We start from the raw sequence: 22,345 nt of genomic DNA on the forward strand, positions 1-22,345 counted from the left end.
AAATTTATTTTTCCAAACCGCGACGCTTTTTTGGGTTTCTCAAAATTATCTTTCTCTAAAATAGATGTGCTCTTCACTTTTAAATCTGGCAAATTAATTTTACATCAGCATAGTTAGACATTTCGACTATTGGTTGTTTTATCGAAATAACTCCTAAAAATAGTAGTAAAACTTAGTAGTATTTTGATTTGCTAATTTTAGCAAATCATTCACCAACAAAATTTTGGCTCAAGTAGAATTATGGAAAAACAACACGGCATTAGACAATGTCGATTATATTTTACCAACCATCGATGCAAAAGTAATTTTCTGACCCTTAGTTATATTAGGCGTTTTATTAGAGGTTTTCGTGACAACCAAGCGGCTTACATTCGCATAGAGGTTTCAGTCCCTTACAGTCCCGAACACTACAGACACTAGACTAGTGATCAATGAATAATCGTTAGAAACTAAAAATACAAAACCCTCGCAAAAACGTGCGGCTTTTTGTTTATGCGCGAGTACTTGCTGTCCATTTCCTTCTGCACGAGCTACAAAATCCCTTTATCTTATTAAAACGTATTTTCTTCTCAACAATCTCATTTTTTATATCTTTAATTTTTCATACAGCAAATAATTTAAAACAATAATGAAAGAAATTGTAGCACTTTCAAAGCAGACAATCACCATCGAAAGAAACGAATTTTTAAGAACCAAAGGCACTATTGATACGAATGTGTATTATATTGAAAGCGGAAGTTTACGGGTTTTCGTTTTAGATGATGACCAAGAACAAACCATTCGATTTGGATATCAATCTAATATCGTCGCTTCACTAGATTCTTTTCTTACTGGCAAGCCATCTAACTTTTACATTCAAGCGATTAAAAAGACCGTTATAAAGGTAATCACTAAACCAGAAATTGACCAGCTTTTAAAAACTGAAACCCATCTAAAGCTCTGGACCACCATTTTAGAAGAACTCGTTATACAACAAATGGAACGTGAAATTGACATTCTTACCAGTTCTCCAAAAGAACGTTATCTGAGGGTTTTGAAAAGAAGTCCGCAACTTTTTCAGGAAATTCCAAATAAACACATTGCTAATTACTTGCGTATGAGTCCTGAAACTTTATCCCGTTTAAAAAAATCTTGATTTCAGTCAACAATCAAAGAAATTATTTTTAAGATCTTTGATTAAAGAAACCAAATTATGCGATCAGAAAAATTAATAACCCAACTAATAGAGCAAACAAAGCAAATAATAGCGCAAGCTAAAATCCTTAAAGGTTGCGAATTGGACGTTTTGACTTTTAGAGAAAACCAAAAGTCTTGGAACATTTTGGAGTGCTTGCAACATTTAAATTTATACGGAGATTTTTACTTGCCAGAAATTGAGAGTAAAATTGCAAAAAGCATAACTACAACTGAGATAGAATTTAAAAGTGGGCTTTTAGGAAACTACTTTGCGAAAAGCATGTTGCCCAAAGAAAAGTTGAACAAGATGAAAACTTTCAAAAATAAAAATCCTTTAAATAATAAAATTGATCGAACAGTTATTGATACATTTATCAATCAACAGATTAAACTCTTAGAACTACTAAATCAATCTCGAACAGTTAGTTTAAGCCAAACTAAAATAAATATTTCAATTTCAAGTTTTATTAGGCTCCAACTAGGAGATGCATTTCAGTTTTACCTCAACCACATTATGAGACACTTGCAACAAATAGAAAAGATAAAATCATCATTTTAACAGGTTTAAAAATTAAGTATGTCTATAATTTTAAAACTATAGATTTATATTTGGTTGCAATTTCTAATTATAAAACCTACTCATGAAAAAACGTCTTATCGTACTCTTTGTACTTGTTTTGCCTTTCGCTACCAATGCACAATTTTCTAGTGCACAACGACAAATGCAAACTTCCAATTATATGTTTGCCAATCAAAACCGAATGTTTATGCAGATGCAACAGCAACAGCGCACTATGGCTCGCATGCAAAGCAATGTTCAATCGGTAGAAAATAAATTAGCTAAGGAAGAGCGAAAACGCATGAAGTTGGAGGAAAAGTCCTTGCGCCAACAAGCTGCTTTAAGAGTAAAACAAGAGCAACTGAATACTGATAGAAAAGATTTTGATAAAAATACAGAAAAAGCAAACAAGCAAATCATAAAGGCAGTAGAGCAGAAAAACAAAACACAATCGAAAATAGGCGCTAGTAACGCAAAAATTGAAAATTTTAAAAAAGAAATTGAAACTTCGAAATTAAAGAAAGAAGAATTCGCTAAAAAGCAAGAAGAAGAGAAACGAGCAAAAGAACTGGAAAAATCGGGAAACGCAGAGAAAAAAGAAAAGAAAAAAGAGCCTAATAAATAACTCTTTTTTAAACCCTGCAATTATTAAAGCCGCTCAGGATTTCTTTAAAAAAATCAGATAAAAATCAGAAACGTAGAGTACGAACCAATACTTCAAAGTATTTTTAAGGAAATTATAATGTCTTCTTCACAGCCTTATGTTCTTTGTTAAAATAAAAACGACTTTGTTAGAACTTTAAAACGATGCTATTATGTGTTGAAAAACACAATAAAGAGTAAATTTGTAAAAATCAAAAATATGAAAAACTTTTTATTTTTAGGTATTGCAATTATCTGCGAAATTATTGCCACGACAGCATTAAAAAAATCGGCCGAATTTACCAAGTTACTTCCTACTGTCATTACAATTATTGGTTATTTCGGTGCTTTTTACTTTTTGAGTTTTGCGATTAGAACTATTCCCGTCGGAATTGCGTATGCCATCTGGTCTGGAGTCGGAATTGTTTTAATTACTATAGTAGGTGCCATTTTTTTTAAACAAATTCCCGATTTACCTGCAATTATAGGGCTAGCATTTATTATTGTTGGCGTCATAATACTGAATCTTTTTTCTAAAACTACAGTGCATTAATGATAATTGCAGCAGTTTACTGCAGTGTCGTTAAACCTTTTTCCTTTTTAAGTGTCCAATTAGCACTTAATTAACCAAACATGTCGAAAAGATACTTATTACTGTTATTTATATTTTGCAGTTTTCTTGCGCAAGCACAAGAAGAATTCGTTTTAAAAGGAAGAGTTTTAAACTTTAGCAGCCAGCAACCTCTAGAGGGAGCGGGAATCTTTCTTGGATTTTCGAAAGACTCTTTAAAAATAAATTATTCAACCACTGATAAGAACGGCTATTTTAGAATTACTGCTAAAAAAACAGATAATCCAGTTTATTTAAAAGTGAGCTTTATAGGTTTTCAGTCTACTATTGAAGTTTTTAAAAATATTTCGTCAGACAGCGATTTTGATTCCATTTTATTAATGGAAAATGCAAATGCTTTGAAAGAAGTAATCATCAAAAACGAAGTGGCTGGCATTAAAATTAAGAATGATACCGTTGAGTTTAATGCTGCGAGTTTTAAGGTGAGACCAGATGCCAATGTCGAAACTTTACTGAAAGAATTGCCTGGTTTTGAAATCAATGCCGACGGCAAAATGCTAGTAAATGGAAAAGAAGTAAATCAATTTTTAGTGAACGGAAAACCATTTTTTGACCGAGATGGCGCCATATTATTGAAAAATCTACCTGCAGAAATTATAAACAAAGTTCAGGTTTCTGATTATAAGACTAAAAAAGAAGAATACTCCAAACAAGAAGCCGCTTCTGATTTGACTAGCGTAAATTTCACTATAGACGAAAAGAAGAACAAAGGTTTTTTTGGTCAATTTTTAGGTGGCTACGGAACGGATGATCGCTATGAAAGCAGTTTTGTACTGAATTACTTTGAGGGAGACCGAAAAATAAGCGCGATTGGAACTTCTAATAATATAAATTCTACGGGACTTTCCAATGATGAGGTTTTTGACAATATGGGTGGCGGACGAAATAATGCCAATAATAAAATTGCTTTGAGTGGCAAAGGAATTACCACAACCAATTTAATTGGTCTTAATTATTCAGATAAACTTTTAGAAAATTTAGACGGTCTTGGAAATTATAATTTTTCGAACAGCGTAAACGAAAATGACAGTAAATCTAAACAAGCGAATCTACTTCCAACGGGAGCTTTTACAACTGAATCTGAATCGAAATCTAGAAATGAATCCACGGGAAATAAAGCTAATTTTGAATTAGAATATAATGCAACTCCAACTATTAAAATATTTGTTGCGCCCAAATACAGTACTACCAGAAGCAATAGTACTAATTCTTCAAGCAGTTCTTCTCGCAATGAAAACGACGAATTATTAAACGACGCCAATTCTGACTCGTACAACGAAACCGACGCAACCAATTTTGCCAGTTCGATAAACTTTAATAAAAGTTTCAAGAAGCCTACGCGAAACTTGAGTTTGGTTTTAAACAACAATAATTCGGTATCAGATTCGGAGCAATTGAATCAATCAGAAACCACATTCTACCAAACAGGAGAGCAAACCGATAGTAGAAATCAGAATAAAATTAACAAAAGAAGCAGCGACTCCTATTCGGCAGATTTTGAATATACGGAACCTATTACTGATAAAATCCGTTTTAGAATTGGTGCTGATTATGAATGGAAGAATTCTGTAGATAATGTAAAAACGTACGACTTTGATGCTTTGACACAATCCTATTCTGATGTAAATGCTTCCTTGACAAATTATACCGCATCGACTCAAAATACAATACGCCCGAAAGCAGGATTTACGTATCAGGATGAAAAATTAAGGTTAAATTTTAATTCAGAAACTGCCCTTACACAGTACGACAACCATTCAGATTACGTAGGAATTCGTACTGATTTAAATAAAAAATATCTTTTGCCCAATGTTTCGGCACAAATCAGATACAAATTTGAACGTTCTAAATTTATCACTGCACGATACAATTACTCAGTTACTTTGCCATCTGCCGATGCCTTACTCCCTGTTATTGATTTGTCTAATCCCTTAAATACCGTTGTTGGAAACCCTGACTTGAATCCGACAGAATCGCAGAATGTTAATTTAAATTATAGAAATTTTGATTTTAAAACGCGTTCTGGTTATAGTTTGTACGTGAGAGGAGAATTTTTTGACAATGAAGTTATCTCGGCTTCTATTTACGATGCAGACAGTAAAAGACAGACAACCTATAAAAATGTATCTGGAACATACGCGACAGCTGTTGGCGCAAATTGGAGTCAATCTATTAAAAAAGAGGGCTACAATTACCGATACGGAGCTGCATTTAATGCTAGTCTGGGAAAGTCAAAAGGATTTACAAACGCCGTATTATACGATGCCCAGTCGGTTGGTTTGAGTCCTAGAATTTATTTTAATTATGAATTAAAAGATTTGTTAGTAATCGCACCGACCTACGGCTTAACCTATAATGAAACGCACTTTACCAATTATACCGTTAACTCTACTTCTAACTTTGTGCATAGAGCTAATTTACAAATAACCAACTACTGGCCAAAAAACTGGATTTTCGGAAACGATTTTGGGTATACGTACAACTCAAATCTTTCGTCCGAATTTAAAAAAGATTTTTTCTTGTGGAATACGAGCTTATCGTATAACTTTTATAAAGAGCAATTGGTTGCCAAAGTAAAGGTGTACGACATATTGAACCAAAATTTAAGCAGTACCCGCACTATTTCTGCAACTGCTATTCGTGACGAAGAAAACACGATTTTAAAACGTTATGTTATGTTCTCACTTATATATAAAATAAAAAGCTTTGCAGGGAGTAATAGCAAGCAAAGTGGCCGTGGAGATCGAGGTGGACAAAGCAGAAGAATGGAAATGGAGTAAATAAAATATCGAAATTTATTGTAAATTTCTAAAAGCCTAGCTTTTTTTTAAATTGATTTGAGCTATTTTTATTTAGACCATTTACTTGAAAATCTAAAGGACTATCAGTTATCCTAAAAAATTTTAACAAAAAACACCTCTCTAAAGTAGAAAGGTGTTTTTTATTATATTTTAATTTTGATTTGTACTTGAGTTTATTTCAATAAAAAATCTTGTTTTAAATCCCCTACTTGTATCGTAAAGGTTCCTTTTTCCGAAATCCATTTTAAATCATTATTTACAAATTGCAAGTCTTTTTGATTTAAAGTAAAAGTGAGCGTTTGCGTTTCCTTTGGAGCTAAATCAATTTTTTGAAAACGCTTCAACGTTTTATATTCAGGAGTAATAGTTGCATAATTGTCTGATAAATATAATAAAACAGCTTCTTTTCCCGCTTTTTGCCCCGTGTTGCTCACTGTAACGGAAACGGTAATAACGTCGCTATTTGTAACTTCTTTTTTATCAATATTTAAATTAGAATATTTAAAAGTGGTATAAGACAATCCTGTTCCAAATTCAAATTGTGGCAAATAACTTTTCTCGTATTTCGCATCGTCATTCTGTTCCAGTTCAGAAATACTTTCAGTGTGTTTCCTGTTGTACTTTTCTAATGAATTTGGAAATCTTGGATAGTTGTATGGCAATCTCCCACTTGGATTTATATCTCCATATAAAATATCAACCAAGGCTCTTCCTCCTTCATTTCCGGGTAAATAACATTGTACCACTGCACTCATTTTATCGGCAAAATCACTAATTAATCTCGGTCTTCCTTCGTTTAAAACCAAAACAATAGGTTTATTTAATTTTGCCAAAGCCAACGCTAACTTAATTTGAGAAGTACTTATGTACAAACTACTAATATCTCCGGGAGTTTCTGTATAATTTTTCTCTCCTAAACACAACACAATTTTTGAGGCATTTTTGGCTAAATCAACAGCCTTTTGAATTTCAGCTTCATCCTCAATTTCTAAATCTGCACCAGCGGTATACAAGACATTTTCTTTTCCTAATTTATCTTGAAAAGCCTCTAAATAGTAAATTTATCAGCAGCATATAAATCTGAATTTTCACCTTGCCAAGTATACGACCAGCCTCGATTTAAATATTTCATGCTGTTGGCAGTAGGACCTGTTACTACTATTTTTTCATTTTTATTTAAGAGTAAAACTGAATTGTTATTTTTTAACAATGTAGTAGATTCGGCTGCAGTTTTGTAAGCTTCATCGATGTGTTCCGCGACATTTCACGGTGAGTTTTACAATTTCTCCACCATGGCACAGACATTGGCTCGCAGTTATGGGTTATTTCGTACTACTTGCAATCGCTGTTTATGGCGTTTCCAACAGAATAAAGTTAAAAATTAGGAAAAACAAATATTACGAAACTATTGAGCAGCGCCGACTTTATTTGGAACGCGAAAACAAAATACGACAAGAACAATACGATTTAGAAAAAGAAATTGAAAAATTGAAAAGCGATAAGTTACAAATTCAAATACTATCGAAAGACAAAGAGCTCGTCACAAATTCATTACAAGTAGTAAAGAAAAACAAAATACTTAATGGAATTTTACAAAAAGTAAAAGAAATCGAAGTAAAGGATTTAGATGAAACCACTAAATTTCAGGTCACAAAATTAAATAAAAGTATCGTAAAGGAAGTAAACAATGACAAGAGTTGGAAGGACTTGGAAAAACACATTAAAAATGTTCATTTTGACTTTTTAAAAAGACTAAAAGAAAAATATCCGACCGTCTCGCCTCGAGAAATGGACTTAGCTACCTATTTATTGATGAATATGTCTACCAAAGAAATTGCAGAAATTATGAACATTTCCAATGGTGGCGTCGAATTAGCACGTTATCGATTTAGAAAAAAATTAGAACTCACTAAAAAAGAAAACTTAACCGGCTTTTTAATGAGTGTCTAAATCCACTATATTGCAATGTTTAGTAACCAGCATATAAAACGTCGAAACTACTACCGTAATTTATGATTAAAATTTGCAAAGAGCGTTATTTTAGAGTAAGTCCAATGTACGTTCTAAAGCCATTCCGCGCGATCCTTTTATAAGTATAGTACGATTGGAAATTGTAATACTTTTTATGAATTCCGAAAAAGAATCGAAAGTCTCAAAGAATGAAATTTGATCAGAATCAAAACGATGCTCATAAAACGCTTTTCCGACAAAGTAACAAGTTGCTTTTTTTCCCTTTTGTACTTCCTCTACTAATTTAAAATGTTCTGCCCTACTCTCGTTTCCTAATTCAAACATATCCCCTAATATCATTATTTTATTCTGAAAATCTAGCTGCTCAAAATTAGTGATAGCAACAGCCATACTACTCGGATTGGCATTGTAGGCATCTAAAATAATTTGATTTTTGCCAACGTGAAGCAGTTGCGAACGATTGTTATCAGGAATATAACTTTCTAAAGCTTCTTTAATATCGTTATTTTCTACACCAAAGTAGACTCCAACCGCAATTGCAGCGCTTATATTATTGGCGTTATATATTCCAATCAAATGCGACTGAATTTGAACCTTATCATACGAAACTCGTACAAAAGGATTTGCAACCACTCCATCAATTTTCACATTAGCTTGATCTGCATTTAACCCAAAAGTAAACGATTTTATACCTTTAGATTTCTCATTCTGTATCGCATCATTCAAATTGATAAAAGCAATTTTATCGTTACTTTTCAGAAAAGTATACATTTCACTTTTCCCTTTTATAACGCCTTCAATTCCGCCAAAACCTTCAAGGTGTGCTTTACCAAAATTGGTAATATAGCCAAAGTCAGGCTGAGCAATGTCACATAAAAATTCAATTTCTTTTTGATGATTGGCGCCCATTTCTACAATACCGATTTCAGTAGAAGTATTAAACGACAATAACGTTAAAGGAACTCCGATATGATTGTTTAAATTTCCACTAGTTGCTTTTGTATTGTATTTCTTAGATAATACGACCTGAATTAATTCTTTAGTAGTCGTCTTGCCATTACTTCCCGTTAAAGCAACAATCGGGATATTCAAATACTTTCTATGAAATCTAGACAGCTCTTGAAGTGTCTTTAAACTGTCTTCTACCAAGATAGTGCGTTGATCTATAAAGTAATCCGAATTATCAATTACGACATACGATGCGCCTTTCGCTAAAGCCTCTGCAGCAAAAGTATTGGCGTCAAAATTGTCTCCTTTAATTGCAAAAAACATCGAATTCGATGTTATTTTGCGGGTATCGGTAGAAAGCGAATCTACGCTTAAAAATAATTGATGTAAAGAATCTAATTTCATAAAATGCTCTTATAAAACAAAAGCCCTAATAAAGGGCTTTTGGTATGGAATAAAATATTAATTTCTAGGTGACTTTCTTTTTTCCGTTTTAGGACCTACTCTAGACATTGCACATCTAAATCCGATGTAATCTGTTGCCATGTCTTGTGGAAAATATCTTCTTTGTGCTGGATCTAACCAATACGCTCTATCTCTCCAAGAACCTCCTTTAAAGACTCTAACTTGGTCGTTTATCAAAGTTGTTCTTTTACTAGACTTATCGTATTTTCTAACCATATTACCCAAACTGTCTGTAGTAACATTGTGCTCAGGTGAGTTGTACATGCCTTCTCCCTTTTTTAGCTCGTTACTTTCAGAACTGCCAAAATCATAATATCTTGATGATTGTTTGTCTCCATCTCTATAGTTGATGTTGTCACTTTTCGAGAAGTTTTGTCTCAAGTACGTTTCTTGCTCATCAACTGGAACTTCAACAATTTGACCTGGTAAGTTTCTAGCCATTACTTTTCCATTACTTAAAGTATCATACTTTATTGTACTTGAAGTAACAATTTCTACTTTACCATCTTTTCCAATTTTATTTTTTGTGTAAAGGTTACCTCTAAAATAGTTAAAGTCATTGGCTTCGTTATCAACAATAGGACGATATACATCGGCAACCCATTCTGCAACGTTTCCAGCCATATCATATAAACCGAAATCATTTGCTGGATATTTTTTAACCTCATTAGTAATATCTGCACCGTCATCAGACCATCCAGCTATACCACCGTAATCTCCATTTCCTTGTTTGAAATTCGCCAATTGATCCCCTCTATTTTTTCTTTTTGACGAACGAGTATAATTACCAGCCCAAGGATATTTCTTTTGTCCCTTGTATATGTTGTATTCTCTTTGTCCTACATCAGCCGCAGCAGCGTATTCCCATTCTGCTTCTGTTGGCAAACGATATTCTGGCAAAATGATTCCAGATGAACGTTGTGCATATACATTTTTAGCCTCTGGCGCAACACCATCTTTTCCAGCTTTGGGTTGCTTTTTAGCGCCCTTTCCACCTTTAAGAACAATCTCTTCGTTTCCACCGTATGTTAATGTCGGTGCGTTAAGATAAGTATCAGTACTAAATGAACTTTCTGCAGTAACGTCTAAAGTCTTAGCATCTTTTTTCAAGAAACCATTTTTCTCTAAAACTGCCTCATTTACGCGGTCTGTTCTCCATTTACTAAATTCAACTGCTTGAATCCAGTTTACACCAACTACTGGGTAGTTTGCATAAGCGGGGTGTCTCAAATAGTTATTAGTCATGGTTTCGTTATATCCTAAACGGTTTCTCCAAACCAAAGTATCAGGAGATGCTCCTGCATATATATGTTTGTAATTTTCTTCTGTTGGAGGAAAAACTTTCTTTAACCACTCTAAGTATTCTAAATACATCATGTTGGTTACCTCAGTTTCATCCATGTAAAAGGATTGTACGTGTTGTTGTGTTGCAGTATTATTCCAGTCATGCATTACGTCATCCTGAACTTTACCCATCGTAAAAGTCCCTCCTTCTACAAATACTAGTCCTGGTCCTGCTTGTTGCTTTTTGTTTGCTACATTTTGTGCAGATCCATTAATGTCATTCACATTCCATCCTGTCGCTCTTGAAGAATTGTTCGAACTGGATTTCTTACTACAGCTAGTCATTCCTAAGATTAATGTCATAGACAACATTAACTTTAATGCCATAATTTTGTTTGCTTTCATACTCTTTAGTAGGTAATAATTTAGGTGTTGCAATATAATAATTAACAATTAATTAGCAACATCAATCATATTTTTTTTATTTACTTGGATTTTAATCGAAATAACAACACTCGTTATAAAACGCAAAAATATAGTTTTTATTATAACAATTGACCTAAAAACCATATTTTTACTCGATATATTTTAAATTTAAAATTTCCGTTTCCTATTATTATGAGAAAAAATATTTTAACACTTTTTATCATAATTCCTTTCGCTCTTTTTAGTCAAACTAATACTACTATTTCATTGGATTGGAAGACTAAAAAGGAGATGTTCTTCGGAAGTGAGGCGTTTATAATCCCTTATTTTACTGACCACTCCTTTGGTTTTGATGCCAATCAGCGAAAACTCAACTACACCTTAAAGTTAGAAGAAGGAAATTACAACCAAAATTCTAAAATAATTCTTAGTAACGTAATTTACACCGCAATTAGTGAGTCAGAATTAGGCGAATTATCTGTCGAAAACATTTCAGAATCGCTGGACGAACTTTTAATTGTAAGTAAAGCTCAAGAAATTACGTCTGCGTTCTTAACTTTAAACCCTATTATCAAGTCCGGAAGTAGCTTTCAAAAAATTACATCCTTCAACTATGCGATAATTGCCCAGACAAACAATAAGTCAACTTTAAAAACACCAAGTACGCTAAAAACGAACGGCGTTAAAAACTCTGTTCTAGCTTCGGGAAGTTGGTATCGTTTTTACATCGAAAAATCAGGCGTATACAAAATCAGTAAATCATTTTTGCAAGAAATTGGTTTTGATGTAAACAAAATAAATCCTAAGCAAATTCAATTGTTTGGAAATGGTGGAAGAATGTTGCCTTTATCTAATGCCATTTATTACCCTGATGACTTAACCGAAAATGCTATTAATATTATAGGAGAAGAAGACGGCAAATTTGATAATGAAGATTACATTTTATTTTACGGAGAAGGAGTCGACCAATACAATACCGAAAGCAATACTAATAGTAACTTATACGATACTAAATCCTATTATTATATAACCACGCAAGGTGGCATTGGCAAACGAATGGCTAAGCTTCAGCAGCCTTACGGCAATGCAACGATCAATCTAAATACTTTTGACGACCATCAGAACCACGAATTAGACCTTATTAATATCGCGCACGTTGGCAGGCAATGGTTTGGTGAGTCGTTCGAAATTAAAAACGAACAAGAATTTCAATTTAATTTTCCAAATCTTGAAACTACGGTTCCCATAAAAATTAATGTGGTAGCAGCTGCCGCTGCTTTTAGTCCAACTTCATTTAAAATTACTTCCAATAACCAACCTATCGGAACTTTAAATTTTCAGTCATTATCTGCAGATTCAGAGACAAAATTTTCTACGAATCAACTTCCATCCAATACTACTTTTACAGGAACAGAGAACACAGCCATAAAAATTAGTTATAACAATAATGGTGTTCCAGGATCAAAAGGATATCTCGATCAAATAAATGTTGTAGCCAAACGAAAACTAGTTGGCTATGGCAAACAATTTCTATTTCAATACGACTTAGCGCTAACCACTAGCGGAATAGTTAATTATTCCATTACTAACGCACAAAACATAAATCAAGTTTGGGACATTTCTGATATTTATTCCATCTCCAAAATCGACAACTTAGGCCAAACTGATATAGATTTTAAAGCAAATCTAGGCGAATCACGAAAATACCTTGCAGTCGACAATCGCGATTACTACACTCCAATTAAAGAATCAAAATCTAGAATCGCCAACCAAAATATAAAAGGAACTGTTTTTAAGAGTGCAACTGCTGATTTTCAAGATATCGATTACGTTATAATAACGCCAAGATTCTTGGCTAATCAAGCCGAAAAATTAGCTAATTTTCATCGAATAAACGCTGACTTAAATGTAAAAGTACTGACAACTGAAGCTATTTATCAAGAATTTTCGTCAGGTAAACAAGATATTGCAGCCATCAGAAATTGTATTAAATACATTTATCAAAATGCATCTTCAGTAGACAAACGCATTAAGTATGTCAACTTATTTGGCGACGCTTCTTTTGATTACAAAGATCGAATTAATAACAATGGTAATATTGTCGCTATCTTTCATTCTAAATTCAGCAATAGTACAGGCGAATCGTCCTTTGCTTCCGATGACTTTTATGGCTTGATGGATGAGAATGAAGGCAACATTACGTCGTTTTTTGGAGGAATAGATATTGCTGTAGGAAGAATGCTGGTAAACACAACTCAGCAAGCAGACGAAATGGTGAATAAAGTTATTGAATACCACGATCAGAAATCGCAAGGAATTTGGCGGAACAATTTTGTTTTAATAAGTGATGATTCTGATAAAAGTTCTGATGCATCTCTGCAAAGCAGGCAAAACCAATTGGCAGATAAAATCACTACTGAAAAACCATTTTTTAATGTTGATAAAATTTTCACAGATTCTTACTCCCAAGAAGCTTCTGCAGGTGGATCGCGATATCCCAAAGCAAGAACCGATTTATTTAATGCTTTTGAAAAAGGCGCTTTGGTTTTTAATTATCTAGGGCATGGTGGCGAAGACGGATTGGCTAGTGAACGCATTTGGGAAAAATCAGATGGACAAAATTTAAAAAATCAATTCAAGTATCCACTCTTTATCACCATCACCTGCGAGTTTTCTCGTTTCGACGATCCAACACACCCAACAGCGGGAGAATACACCTATTGGAATCCGAAAGGAGGTGCAATTGCCATGTTAACGACTATCAGATCCATTGGTCAATACAGCGCAGAAAACTTTAATGACTTATTAATACAAAATTTACTGTCTTACAACTCCAATCAATATACTTCGATTGCCGAAGTTTTACGAATGTCCAAAAACAGCAATCCAAGTTCTTCTAGTAATGTTATCGTTTGCCTTGGTGATCCTGCTATACGATTGGCAATTCCTAAACCTAAGATTAGTTTAATGAAAATTAATGACGTTGCAATAACGGGCATTTTTGAAGATTTAAAATCCCTTTCAAAAATTAAAATAACCGGAATAATTACAGATGAGAATGACAATTTACTATCCAATTACAACGGAGAACTAGCAACCGCAATTTTTGATAAAAACATTACAGCAACCACACTTAATAATGATGGATACAGCCCTGCTATGAGTTTTACGCAAATAGGTAAAACTATTTTTAGAGGAAATGCTTCAGTCAACAACGGACAATTTGAATTTAGTTTTGTAGTTCCACGGGACATACGAATACCTGTTGGAAATGGAAAAATTAGTTTTTACAGTCAACATAAAGAAAAACTCGAAAATCAAACTGGTTTTAACACCCAAATTAAAGTTGGAGGCATCAACGAAAATGCGCCTCAAGACAATATTAGTCCGAAAGTGCAGTTATATATGAATGACGAAACTTTTGTTTCGGGTGGAATTACAAATGAATCTCCGTTTCTGATCGCGAACCTAGAAGATGAAAATGGTATTAATACTGCAAGCGGAATCGGACATGATATTGTAGCTGTTTTAGATGGCGACAGCAGTAATCCTTATATTTTAAACGATTATTATCAAACTAAATTAGATGACTTTACCAACGGAACGCTTCGATTTCCATTAAGAAATTTAGCAGCTGGTTTACATACTATTGCGGTCACAGCGTGGGATGTCTATAATAATCCTGTTACCACCGAAATACAATTTATTGTAACAAGCGACGAAGGAATTACGTTGAAAAATGTTTTAAATTATCCGAATCCTTTCGTCAATTATACCGAGTTTTGGTTTACGCACAACAGACCTTACGAACCCTTAGAAGTACAAATACAAATTATGACGATAACAGGTAAAGTTATATGGACAAAAAATCAGATCGTTACTACCGATGGTTTTTTATCTAGAGATCTCACTTGGAATGGACGAGATGATTTTGGAGATAAAGTCGGAAAAGGAGTGTATATTTATAAGCTAACCGTAAAGTCTACCCTAACAAATCAGAAAGCACACAAGATCGAAAAACTTGTAATCCTTTAATAAAATAGTACATTTGTCCCTTAATTTTTTACAACCTAATGAAAAAAATTTCATTTTTAATCACTTGTTTATTTTTTATAAACTACTCCAAAGCACAGGACAGGCAAATTACAACTGCTGTCCCGTTTCTGCTTGTGGCTGCAGATGCTAGAGCTGCAGGTATGGCAGACCAAGGAGTTGCCACCTCTGCAGATGCTTTTTCACAACAGTGGAATCCTTCAAAATATGCCTTTGCAGTAGAACAGCAAGGACTATCTATTAGTTATACTCCGTATCTAACTGATCTCGCAAATGATATTTCGCTTGGTCAAATTACATATTACAATAAAATAAACGAGCGAAGTGCCTTTGCTGGTAGTTTTCGTTATTTTGGTTTGGGAGATATTGAACTGCGACAAACGGGAGACCCCAACGAACAATTTCCAGTGGTAAGTCCGAATGAATTTGCGCTTGACGGATCTTATGCTTTAAAACTGAGTGAGAAATTCTCGATGGCAGTTGCAGGACGGTATATTCGCTCCGATTTAAAAATTGCTTCTACAGATACTGATGCTTCTGCAGCAAGTTCATTTGGAGTAGACATTTCGGGTTTTTATCAATCTGAAGAAATTGCATACAGCGATTTTAACGGTCGTTGGAGAGCGGGGTTTAACATTCAAAACATTGGACCAAAAATCAATTACGACAACGACGATCTAAATGCCAATTTTTTACCCACTAACCTTAGACTTGGAGGTGGATTTGATGTAATATTTGATGAGTATAATAAATTAGCACTTACTTTAGAAGTTAGTAAATTAATGGTTCCAACTCCTCAAACTCCAGATTTAAATAATGATGGAACAATAACAAATGAAGAACGAATTCAGAATAACGACAATTACCGAGCAACAGGTTGGTTTTCGGGAATGTTTAAATCATTTGGAGATGCGCCTGATGGCTTTGGAGAAGAGTTCAAAGAAATAACCTACAGTGCGGGAGCCGAATATGTGTACCAAGATGCGTTTGCGATGCGTTTGGGATATTTTCATGAAAGTCCCGAAAAAGGAGCTCGGAAATTTTTCTCTCTAGGAGCTGGTTTCAAATATAATGTCGTAAAGGTAGACATCTCTTATTTATTCTCTGCTTCAAACGTCAAAAATCCACTAGAGAATACCTTACGTTTTTCACTAACTTTTAATTTTGGTGACAAATATGAAGTATATTAGTGGTTAAAAATAATCCAATACAAAATCCAAATTTCAACCTATTGAAATTTGGATTTTTTTTCCTACAATAATTATGAAAGAAATTACAATAACAACAAAGTTCAATGTATTCGATGGTCTTGGAGAATTACCAAATGACATTCAAGATTTAATGAATCAAGCGGTTCAAGTTCGCAAAAATGCTTACGCACCTTATTCGAAATTTAGAGTTGGTGTAGCCATAGCTTTAGACAATGGGAAAATTGTTTTGGGATCGAACCAAGAAAATGCTGCTTATCCTTCTGGTCTCTGTGCTGAACGCGTTGCTATTTTTCATGCAGGTGCCATTTATCCTGATGCCAAAATAATAAAAATGGCAATCACGGCAGCTTCAGACACGAATCAAACCGTTGCTCCAATTCCACCTTGCGGATCTTGCAGACAATCTATTGCAGAATATGAAATCCGTCAAGAATCACCAATTGAAATTTATTTCATGGGAGAAATAGGAGCCATTCATAAATCGGACTCATTAAAAAACTTACTCCCTTTTATGTTTGATAAAAAATTCTTGTAAAAATTCCAAAATTTGCGTATTAAATTTTACTTCTAAGATGGAATGTCTTATTTTTGCACCTCGCAAATTTGTTTACATCCTAACTATTTTGCGAGATAGTTATAAATTGATAAAAACAATAAAACTTTAGCAAAAGAAAATTGAGATGAAAGAAGTTACAAAAGAAGTCTACTTAAAGTGGTACGAAGACATGCTCCTTTGGAGAAAGTTTGAAGATAAACTTGCGGCATTATATATTCAACAAAAAGTTAGAGGTTTTTTACACCTTTATAATGGTCAAGAAGCTGTTTTAGCTGGAGCATTGCATGCAATGGATTTGACTAAAGACAAAATGATTACTGCTTATAGAAATCATGTACAGCCAATCGGTATGGGAGTTGATCCAAGAAGAGTAATGGCTGAACTTTTAGGAAAAGTGACGGGAACTTCAAAGGGAATGGGAGGCTCGATGCATATCTTTTCTAAAGAACACGGTTTTTATGGTGGACACGGAATTGTAGGTGCACAAATACCTGTAGGAGCAGGAATTGCTTTTGCTGACAAATATTTTGAAACAGGCGGTGTAACCATGACTTATTTTGGTGATGGAGCTGCGCGTCAAGGATCACTACACGAATCTTTTAACATGGCAATGCTATGGAAACTGCCTGTAGTTTTTATTGTTGAAAATAATGGATATGCAATGGGAACTTCTGTTGAAAGAAGTGCCAATCATACTGACATATGGAAATTAGGTTTAGGATATGAAATGCCTTGTGGACCAGTTGACGGAATGAATCCTGTGAAGGTAGCTGAAGCAATGACGGAAGCTATTGACAGAGCAAGACGTGGCGACGGACCAACTTTCCTAGAAATGAAAACGTACCGCTACAGAGGACACTCTATGTCTGATGCGCAATTGTACCGTTCTAAAGAAGAGGTAGAAGAGTATAAAAAAATAGATCCTATTACGCAAGTTCTTGATGTAATTAAAGATCAAAATTATGCAAGTGAAGAAGAAATCGAAGCAATTGAAAAACGCGTAAAAGATTTAGTTGAAGAATGCGTAAAATTTGCTGAAGAATCAGATTATCCGCCAATTCAACAATTATACGACGTTGTTTACGAACAAGAAGACTATCCATTTACACCTCATAAATTATAAAAAATTATGGCAATTAAAGTAACAATGCCTCGCTTGAGTGATACTATGACGGAAGGAACGGTAGCAACTTGGCTTAAAAAAGTAGGTGACAAAATAAGCGAAGGTGACATCTTAGCTGAAATTGAAACAGACAAAGCAACAATGGAGTTCGAATCTTTTAACGAAGGAACGCTTTTGCATATTGGAATTCAAGAAGGAGAAACTGCTCCTGTTGATTCTCTATTAGCTATTATTGGTGACGAAGGTGAAGACATTTCAGCTTTACTAACTGGAGGAAGTTCAGTAGAACAACCAAAAGTAGAAAGTGAATCCGCCGACAATTCTAAAGAAAAGAAAGAGGAAGTAACAGAAACAAAATCAGAAGCTCCAAAAGAAGCTGCTGAATTGCCAGAAGGAGTGATTGTAGTAACAATGCCACGTTTGAGCGACACTATGACCGAAGGTACTGTTGCAACATGGTTAAAAAAAGTTGGAGACAAAGTAAGTGAAGGTGATATCTTAGCAGAAATTGAAACAGACAAAGCTACTATGGAATTTGAGTCTTTCAATGAAGGAACTCTATTATATATTGGAATTGAAGAAGGAAGTACGGCGCCTGTTGATAGTTTATTGGCTATTATAGGTCCCGCTGGAACAGATGTTTCAGGTTTGACGAGTTATACTCCTGGTCAAGCTGCACCTGCTGCTAAGCAAAAAAGTGATGAAAAACCAGCTGATGATTTTGACAAAGAAACAGTTACTTTTACAACGCAAGACGCTTCGACCGACGGAAAAAGAATTTTGGCTTCGCCATTAGCAAAGAAAATTGCTTCTGACAAAGGAATTCAATTGAGCCAAGTGAAAGGTTCGGGAGAAAACGGACGTATTGTAAAAAGCGATATCGAAAACTTTACACCTGCTACTACTGCATCTGAAACTGCTGTACCTTCGAAAACAGAAACTGCTGCACCTGCAAAATTATTTATTCCTGCTGGTGAAGTAGTAACCGAAGAAATTAAAAATTCGCAAATGCGTAAAATCATCGCGAAACGTTTAGCTGAATCTTTATTCACTGCTCCGCATTACAACCTAGTAATCGAAGTGACTATGGATGACGCAATGCAATCAAGAACAACTATCAATAGCATGCCAGATACCAAAGTATCTTTCAACGATATGATAATTAAAGCTTGTGCTTTAGCATTGAAAAAACATCCAAAAATAAACTCTCAATGGTCTGCAGATGCTATTACAATTAATCACCATGTGAACATTGGTGTGGCTGTTGCTGTTGAAGATGGATTAGTCGTTCCTGTACTTAAATTTACAGATGCAATGAGTTTATCGCAAATTGGCGCAAATGTGCGTGACTTAGCAGGAAGAGCTAAAAATAAAAAACTAGGACCTCAAGAAATGGAAGGAAGTACATTTACAGTTTCTAATCTTGGAATGTTTGGTATTACTGAATTCAATTCAATTATCAATCAACCAAACTCTGCGATTTTATCTGTAGGTGCAATTGTTGAAAAACCAGTAGTTAAAAGCGGCCAAATTGTCGTTGGAAATACAATGATGTTATCATTAGCCTGTGACCACAGAACAATTGACGGAGCAACTGGAGCACAGTTCTTACAGACACTAAAACAATACATCGAAAACCCAGTTACGATGTTAGCTTAACGTAGTTCTATTTTTATAAAATTTAAAAGCCGTTTTGAAAATTTCAAAACGGCTTTTACAATTACTTGTTTTTTGCTTCAATCCACTTCGACATGTACTTGGTACTTCTTAAAGTATGAAATTGCAATAAATTACCCAAGAAGTTCTGTTGTCGATGTACATCTAAATTCTGAACTAAATTCTCAATAACCACTTTCAATCTTGATTCTAAAACGACTGAATCATATCGTTCATTAATAATAGTAATTCCATTCTTCTGCGATTGAATCCAGAGTTCTTTGTTCTGATACAATTCAATTGCTTTTAGAGCTATGTCAAGAGCATTGTCTTCAATAAAGCCATTCCACAATAAATCACCATTCATTGACTCAGCGCCTATACAAGTAGTAACACTAGGCGTTCCATTTTGCATTGCTTCTACTAATTTCCCCTTCAATCCTGCACCAAAGCGTATGGGAGCCAAAACTACTTTTGCGTCACGAACTACTTCATTGGCCTCAGCGGCTCTTCCTAAAATTAAAAAGCCCTCTTTTGCATTATGCAATTGTAAAACCTTTTGAGAAGCATATCCACCATAAATTTTCAAACTCGCATCTGGTAGCTCTTTACGAATCAAAGGCCAAATAGCTTCCTTTAAATACTGAACCGTATTCCAATTGGGTTCATGCAAAAAGTTTCCAATAAAAAGAAAATGGTTCCGGCTTTCAAAAGAAGGAAGTACTTCCAAATCTATTTCAGAAATTTCATTCAACATAAACGGTAGATAATGTAGAATTATAGTATCGACTTTAAATACTTCTTTCAGTAATTTCACTTCATATTCTGAAATAATAAAAGACAAATCACAACGCAAAATACTAGCAATCTCACGTTTAGCAACTTCCTCCCGTAATAAATCAGAAAGCTGAAAGTCTCTATTTTCTTTAAATGCTTTTTGTCTGCTTGTTCGCAAGCAATGCAAATCTTCGGTATCTAATAAACGAATAGCTTTAGGACAATTCTCTGCCACCCTCCAACCAAATTGCTCTTCAATCATAAAACGATCAAATAACACCACATCTGGATTTAATGCTATTACAAAGTCATCAAAACTTGCATTATTCAATTCAATAGATTTTTTTTCAACGCCAAAGCTTTCTAAATTAACCATAAAAGAACTGTCCTGCGCAGCCGACGCGAAAGTTATTGTATAGTTATTATTTTTAAAAAATGAAATTAGCTGCATCATTCTGCTCCCTGCCGCCGAAGAGTTGGGCTCTGGCCAAACAAATCCAATAATTAATAAACTCTTAATTGACATACCTATTTCATTTTTTATATAACACTGCTAAATTAATGGTAATCTGTAGATAATCCTTCTTAATTCACCAATTAAAGAGTAATTTTGTACCTCACAAAAACACCACAATAATGTTAGGACTGCAATTAGCGACAGACCCAAGATGGGTAACAATAGTTGAATCGAATATTGAAGAAATATTGACCGACCACGCTTGGTGTGAACAAAAAGCAGCTTCCAATGCGATTAGTTTGATCACTCAAAATCCTGAAAAAGAAGAACTCGTTACCGAACTATTAGTTATTGCAAGAGAAGAATTAGAGCATTTGCAAATGGTTCATGACATTATTAAACAAAAAGGACTTCAGTTAGGTCGTGAAAATAAAGACCATTATGTGAATGAACTTTTTAAATTCATGAAAAAAGACGGCAGCAGAAATGATGCTTTAATCGATCGATTATTATTTTCCGCAATGATCGAAGCCAGAAGTTGCGAACGTTTTAAAGTATTATCTGAAAATATAGAGGATAAAGAACTAGCAAAATTTTATCGCGATTTAATGATTTCCGAAGCAGGACATTACAGCACATTTTTGAACTTTGCCAGAAAATATACCGAAAAGGTAGACGTGGACAAACGCTGGAAAGAATGGATAGTTTTTGAGACATCAATAATTACTAACTACGGTAAAAAAGAAACTGTTCATGGTTAACTCAAACAATAATTTAAAGTCAGCAAATATTTAAAGTAACGCTACGTCAACTTTGAATTATTATCCATTAATGCGAATTGTTGTTTAAATATAATTTAATTGAAATAGATTTTTTCTAATTTATAGCAAAGTCAATACTCTTATTAGACGCAGCATCCCACTTCTACGACAAGATTACACTACTAATGTCAGCAAGCAACTATAGAGATTATGACTGCCGTAGACAAACGAACAGCAGTAATTAAGCTATCCTAAATACACAACGGTATTCTTATATTGAAAGAAGTTCTCACACCGAATAATAAGCATACTAAATCAATTTACATAGTGCACAACTATCAAATAATAAAAAACTATTTTCACAACAGAGGCATTAAATGCTTCAGCGAAATCTTTTGATCCAAAACAAGTTATTTGATTTTTTAGACTAAATAATGTACCATGTTTTTAAATATTCCACACGTTTTCGTTATGATCATCTTGATTCGCCTACATAATCAAATTTTAATCTTAAAATAACGAAGTGACTATAGGCAGCTACATTTAAAGTTATATCATAAAAAAAAACTTCAACTGGCATAGCCAATTGAAGTTTTTAGTACTCAGAGCGGGACTTGAACCCGCACGAACATTGCTGTTCACTGGATTTTAAGTCCAGCGTGTCTACCAATTTCACCATCCGAGCGTTTTTTGTGGTACCTCCAGGGTTCGAACCAGGGACACATGGATTTTCAGTCCATTGCTCTACCAACTGAGCTAAGGTACCAATGTAATACAATCTATATATTGTAATAAAAAACCCTAATTCGTTAGAATTAGGGTTTTAAAAAGAAAGGCGACGACATACT

The 22,345-nt window shown here is 34.2% G+C and carries 16 protein-coding genes and 2 tRNA genes; 12 read left to right on the forward strand and 6 right to left on the reverse strand.

Annotated features, from left to right (window positions below):
• The first annotated feature begins 628 nt into the window (after positions 1 to 628).
• The 5 genes from AP058_RS12075 (at position 629) to AP058_RS12095 (ending at position 5,788) form a co-directional block, all read left to right on the forward strand.
• Positions 629 to 1,135 carry a Crp/Fnr family transcriptional regulator gene (locus AP058_RS12075; RefSeq protein ID WP_066311050.1) on the forward strand — a complete coding sequence of 169 codons (507 nt, stop codon included), beginning with the start codon at positions 629 to 631 and terminating at the stop codon, positions 1,133 to 1,135.
• A 57-nt stretch (positions 1,136 to 1,192) separates the two neighbouring features.
• Positions 1,193 to 1,735 carry a DinB family protein gene (locus tag AP058_RS12080; protein WP_066311052.1) on the forward strand — a complete coding sequence of 181 codons (543 nt, stop codon included), beginning with the start codon at positions 1,193 to 1,195 and terminating at the stop codon, positions 1,733 to 1,735.
• A gap of 82 nt (positions 1,736 to 1,817) precedes the next feature.
• The gene (locus AP058_RS12085; protein WP_066311054.1) at positions 1,818 to 2,360 is read left to right on the forward strand and encodes a hypothetical protein; all 543 of its coding nucleotides are present in this window, start codon (positions 1,818 to 1,820) and stop codon (positions 2,358 to 2,360) included.
• A 237-nt stretch (positions 2,361 to 2,597) separates the two neighbouring features.
• Complete coding sequence (locus AP058_RS12090; RefSeq protein ID WP_066311057.1) at positions 2,598 to 2,930, forward strand: multidrug efflux SMR transporter; 333 nt, start codon at positions 2,598 to 2,600, stop codon at positions 2,928 to 2,930.
• Between the two features lie 80 nt (positions 2,931 to 3,010).
• Positions 3,011 to 5,788, forward strand: a complete 2,778-nt coding sequence (locus AP058_RS12095) for an outer membrane beta-barrel protein (RefSeq protein WP_082706644.1) — start codon at positions 3,011 to 3,013, stop codon at positions 5,786 to 5,788.
• A 194-nt stretch (positions 5,789 to 5,982) separates the two neighbouring features.
• On the opposite strand, the gene AP058_RS12100 is transcribed toward AP058_RS12095, so the two are convergent.
• Complete coding sequence (locus AP058_RS12100) at positions 5,983 to 6,822, reverse strand: glycoside hydrolase family 3 C-terminal domain-containing protein (protein WP_231739651.1); 840 nt, start codon at positions 6,820 to 6,822, stop codon at positions 5,983 to 5,985.
• 256 nt (positions 6,823 to 7,078) lie between these two features.
• Here AP058_RS12100 and AP058_RS12105 point away from each other — a divergent pair, with 256 nt between their 5' ends.
• Positions 7,079 to 7,759, forward strand: coding sequence for a LuxR C-terminal-related transcriptional regulator (locus AP058_RS12105; protein ID WP_066311062.1), 681 nt, complete (start codon positions 7,079 to 7,081; stop codon positions 7,757 to 7,759).
• A 90-nt stretch (positions 7,760 to 7,849) separates the two neighbouring features.
• Here AP058_RS12105 and murF read toward each other — a convergent pair whose 3' ends face one another.
• Together murF and gldJ are read right to left on the reverse strand one after the other, a co-directional pair.
• Positions 7,850 to 9,133: a UDP-N-acetylmuramoyl-tripeptide--D-alanyl-D-alanine ligase gene (murF, locus tag AP058_RS12110; RefSeq protein ID WP_066311064.1), complete on the reverse strand. Its 1,284-nt coding sequence runs from the start codon at positions 9,131 to 9,133 to the stop codon at positions 7,850 to 7,852.
• Positions 9,134 to 9,190: 57 nt separating this feature from the next.
• Complete coding sequence (gene gldJ / locus AP058_RS12115) at positions 9,191 to 10,882, reverse strand: gliding motility lipoprotein GldJ (RefSeq protein WP_066311067.1); 1,692 nt, start codon at positions 10,880 to 10,882, stop codon at positions 9,191 to 9,193.
• Positions 10,883 to 11,095: 213 nt separating this feature from the next.
• Between gldJ and porU the strand changes: the two genes are divergently transcribed.
• The 5 genes from porU (at position 11,096) to AP058_RS12140 (ending at position 19,505) form a co-directional block, all read left to right on the forward strand.
• Positions 11,096 to 14,938, forward strand: a complete 3,843-nt coding sequence (gene porU, locus AP058_RS12120; RefSeq protein ID WP_066311069.1) for a type IX secretion system sortase PorU — start codon at positions 11,096 to 11,098, stop codon at positions 14,936 to 14,938.
• A gap of 38 nt (positions 14,939 to 14,976) precedes the next feature.
• Positions 14,977 to 16,146 (forward strand): type IX secretion system outer membrane channel protein PorV, encoded by a 1,170-nt coding sequence (porV, locus tag AP058_RS12125; RefSeq protein ID WP_066311070.1) that lies wholly within the window; start codon positions 14,977 to 14,979, stop codon positions 16,144 to 16,146.
• 73 nt (positions 16,147 to 16,219) lie between these two features.
• Positions 16,220 to 16,702 (forward strand): cytidine deaminase, encoded by a 483-nt coding sequence (locus AP058_RS12130; RefSeq protein ID WP_066311072.1) that lies wholly within the window; start codon positions 16,220 to 16,222, stop codon positions 16,700 to 16,702.
• Between the two features lie 145 nt (positions 16,703 to 16,847).
• Positions 16,848 to 17,846 (forward strand): pyruvate dehydrogenase (acetyl-transferring) E1 component subunit alpha, encoded by a 999-nt coding sequence (pdhA, locus tag AP058_RS12135; protein WP_066311075.1) that lies wholly within the window; start codon positions 16,848 to 16,850, stop codon positions 17,844 to 17,846.
• Positions 17,847 to 17,852: 6 nt separating this feature from the next.
• The gene (locus AP058_RS12140; RefSeq protein WP_066311077.1) at positions 17,853 to 19,505 is read left to right on the forward strand and encodes a pyruvate dehydrogenase complex dihydrolipoamide acetyltransferase; all 1,653 of its coding nucleotides are present in this window, start codon (positions 17,853 to 17,855) and stop codon (positions 19,503 to 19,505) included.
• A 61-nt stretch (positions 19,506 to 19,566) separates the two neighbouring features.
• Here AP058_RS12140 and AP058_RS12145 read toward each other — a convergent pair whose 3' ends face one another.
• A complete protein-coding gene (locus tag AP058_RS12145) occupies positions 19,567 to 20,805 on the reverse strand; it encodes a glycosyltransferase (RefSeq protein ID WP_066311079.1) in 1,239 nt (412 codons plus the stop codon).
• A gap of 110 nt (positions 20,806 to 20,915) precedes the next feature.
• On the opposite strand from AP058_RS12145, the gene AP058_RS12150 reads away from it, so the two are divergent.
• The gene (locus AP058_RS12150; RefSeq protein WP_066311081.1) at positions 20,916 to 21,497 is read left to right on the forward strand and encodes a tRNA-(ms[2]io[6]A)-hydroxylase; all 582 of its coding nucleotides are present in this window, start codon (positions 20,916 to 20,918) and stop codon (positions 21,495 to 21,497) included.
• Positions 21,498 to 22,096: 599 nt separating this feature from the next.
• On the opposite strand, the gene AP058_RS12155 is transcribed toward AP058_RS12150, so the two are convergent.
• Positions 22,097 to 22,182: transfer RNA gene (locus tag AP058_RS12155), tRNA-Leu, on the reverse strand.
• A gap of 8 nt (positions 22,183 to 22,190) precedes the next feature.
• Positions 22,191 to 22,263 (reverse strand) — tRNA-Phe (locus tag AP058_RS12160).
• Positions 22,264 to 22,345: the final 82 nt, after the last annotated feature.

The sequence above is a fragment of the Flavobacterium sp. TAB 87 genome, from assembly GCF_001529295.1.
Lineage (GTDB): Bacteria > Bacteroidota > Bacteroidia > Flavobacteriales > Flavobacteriaceae > Flavobacterium.

What these genes read in the sequence shown, in the direction of transcription:
- AP058_RS12075 (WP_066311050.1), top strand. Translation starts at nt 629, where the DNA reads ATGAAAGAAATTGTAGCACTTTCAAAGCAGACAATCACCATCGAAAGA.
- AP058_RS12080 (WP_066311052.1), top strand. Translation starts at nt 1,193, where the DNA reads ATGCGATCAGAAAAATTAATAACCCAACTAATAGAGCAAACAAAGCAA.
- AP058_RS12085 (WP_066311054.1), top strand. Translation starts at nt 1,818, where the DNA reads ATGAAAAAACGTCTTATCGTACTCTTTGTACTTGTTTTGCCTTTCGCT.
- AP058_RS12090 (WP_066311057.1), top strand. Translation starts at nt 2,598, where the DNA reads ATGAAAAACTTTTTATTTTTAGGTATTGCAATTATCTGCGAAATTATT.
- AP058_RS12095 (WP_082706644.1), top strand. Translation starts at nt 3,011, where the DNA reads ATGTCGAAAAGATACTTATTACTGTTATTTATATTTTGCAGTTTTCTT.
- murF (WP_066311064.1), bottom strand. Translation starts at nt 9,133, where the DNA reads ATGAAATTAGATTCTTTACATCAATTATTTTTAAGCGTAGATTCGCTT.
- gldJ (WP_066311067.1), bottom strand. Translation starts at nt 10,882, where the DNA reads ATGAAAGCAAACAAAATTATGGCATTAAAGTTAATGTTGTCTATGACA.
- porU (WP_066311069.1), top strand. Translation starts at nt 11,096, where the DNA reads ATGAGAAAAAATATTTTAACACTTTTTATCATAATTCCTTTCGCTCTT.
- porV (WP_066311070.1), top strand. Translation starts at nt 14,977, where the DNA reads ATGAAAAAAATTTCATTTTTAATCACTTGTTTATTTTTTATAAACTAC.
- AP058_RS12130 (WP_066311072.1), top strand. Translation starts at nt 16,220, where the DNA reads ATGAAAGAAATTACAATAACAACAAAGTTCAATGTATTCGATGGTCTT.
- pdhA (WP_066311075.1), top strand. Translation starts at nt 16,848, where the DNA reads ATGAAAGAAGTTACAAAAGAAGTCTACTTAAAGTGGTACGAAGACATG.
- AP058_RS12140 (WP_066311077.1), top strand. Translation starts at nt 17,853, where the DNA reads ATGGCAATTAAAGTAACAATGCCTCGCTTGAGTGATACTATGACGGAA.
- AP058_RS12145 (WP_066311079.1), bottom strand. Translation starts at nt 20,805, where the DNA reads ATGTCAATTAAGAGTTTATTAATTATTGGATTTGTTTGGCCAGAGCCC.
- AP058_RS12150 (WP_066311081.1), top strand. Translation starts at nt 20,916, where the DNA reads ATGTTAGGACTGCAATTAGCGACAGACCCAAGATGGGTAACAATAGTT.